The organism is Rhizobacter sp., assembly GCF_031412495.1.
GTDB lineage: Bacteria > Pseudomonadota > Gammaproteobacteria > Burkholderiales > Burkholderiaceae_C > Schlegelella_A.
The window spans coordinates 1-1,765 of the sequence record NZ_JANODC010000328.1 but is presented as its reverse complement, the minus strand read 5'-3'; the positions used below and the strand labels follow the sequence as shown (position 1 = coordinate 1,765).

The following is a 1,765-nucleotide window of genomic DNA, read 5'->3' as shown; positions in this document are numbered from 1 at the left end:
CGTGCAGACGACCTCGCCGCTGATCGCGCGCAAGAGCTTCTGGACCGTGGCGACGACGATCGAGGCGGCCGGTCTCACGGCGACCCCGTACCACGCCCACGTGCCGAGCTTCGGCGAGTGGGGCTTCATCGTCGCCGGCCGGCGCCCGTATCGCCTGCCCACCAGCCTGCCAGCGGGCCTGCAGTTCCTGCACGGCCCGGGCCTCCCAGCGCTGTTCGACTTCCCGCCCGACATGGCCCGCGTGCGCACCGACGTGAACCAGCTGTCGAACCAGGTGCTGGTGCAGACCTTCGAGGAGGAGTGGGGCCGGGCCCATCGCTGACGGGCCGCGCCCGGTCCGGCCCCGATCCTGTCGAAGCTTGCAGCGCCGCCGCCTCCTCCTCGCTTCCACGCTCGCGCCCTGGGCCGGCCTCGGTGCCTGCACGCGCGACGAGGCCCGGCCCGCTTTCGACGGCGGCTGGGTCGGCGCCGCGCACGAGCGGGGCCACCTGCTGCGGCGGGCTGCGGCAGGGTCGAAGTCGGGCAGCGCCGAGGCGCCGGCCTCGACGCAGCGCGTCGCCGCCGTCGTCGTCGGCGCCGGCATCGCCGGCCTCGGCGCAGCGCGATCGCTGCTGCGCGCCGGCGTCGGCGACACCCGCGTCCTCGAGCTCGAGCACGGCGCCGGCGGCAACAGCCGCGGCCATGCCATCGCCGGGATGCGCTGCCCCCTCGGCGCCCACTACCTGCCGGTGCCCGGCGAACGCGCGGTCGAGGTGATCGAGCTGCTCGAGGAGCTCCGCCTGCGCCGCAGCGAGCACGGCCGCGCCGTCTACGACGAGCGCGCCCTCTGCCACAGCCCGCAGGAGCGGCTCTTCATCGGCGGCGGCTGGCGCGACGGGCTGCTGCCGCCGGTCGACGCGCTTCCGGTGGCCGAGCGGGCGGCGACGGCCGCCCAGTACCGCGCGTTCGGCGCCGCCGTCGCCGCGGCCGGTGGTCGCGAGCACTTCGAGATCCCGACCGCGCGCTCGACGTGGACACCGGCCCACGCCGCGCTGGACGCGCAGACCTTCGCTGCCTGGCTCGACGCGCAAGGCCTCGACGCGCCGGCGCTGCGCTGGTACCTCGACTACTGCTGCCGCGACGACTTCGGCGCCACCTCGGCGCAGGTCTCGGCCTGGGCCGGCGTGCACTACTTCGCCAGCCGGCACGGCTTCCACGCGCCGGGCAGCGACGACGGCCACGCCGCCGACGGAGGCGAGGGCGTGCTCACCTGGCCGGAAGGCAATGCCTGGCACGGCGAGCGCCTGGCCCGCCCGCTCGGCGAGCGCCTGCGCACCGGCCTCGTCGTGACGCGGGTGGAAGCGGCGCGCCACGAAGTCGTCGTCGACGCCTGGAACGTCGCCGAGCGGCGCAGCGAGCGCTTCATCGCCGCGCAGGTCGTGCTGGCGACACCGCTCGTGGTGTCGGTGCGCCTGCTCGCGTCGGCACCCGCGGCCCTGCTCGATGCGTCGCAGCGCCAGGCGCATGCGCCGTGGCTGGTCGCCAACGTCCACATCGACGCGCCCCTCGACGACCGCCCGGGGGCCGCGCCGGCCTGGGACAACGTGCTGTACGCCAGCAGCGGCATCGGCTACGTGGATGCCATGCACCAGAGCCTGGGCTCGGTCCCGGGACCGACGATCCTGAGCGCGTACTGGGCCCTCGGCGGCGCCACCCCGGAAGCGCTCGTCGCGCAGCGCGCCGACCTGCTCGCCGCAGACTGGCGGAATTGGGCCGGCCGCGTGCT

At 75.9% G+C, this 1,765-nt stretch carries 1 protein-coding gene and 1 pseudogene; both read left to right on the top strand.

Annotated elements, in window-relative coordinates; genetic code table 11:
* Positions 1-322: pseudogene (locus AC30N0_RS12180) on the top strand (polyamine aminopropyltransferase); the annotation flags it as partial.
* 37 nt (positions 323-359) lie between these two features.
* On the top strand, positions 360-1,765 hold a 1,406-nt coding region (locus AC30N0_RS12175; RefSeq protein ID WP_489518176.1), incomplete at its 3' end, for an NAD(P)-binding protein.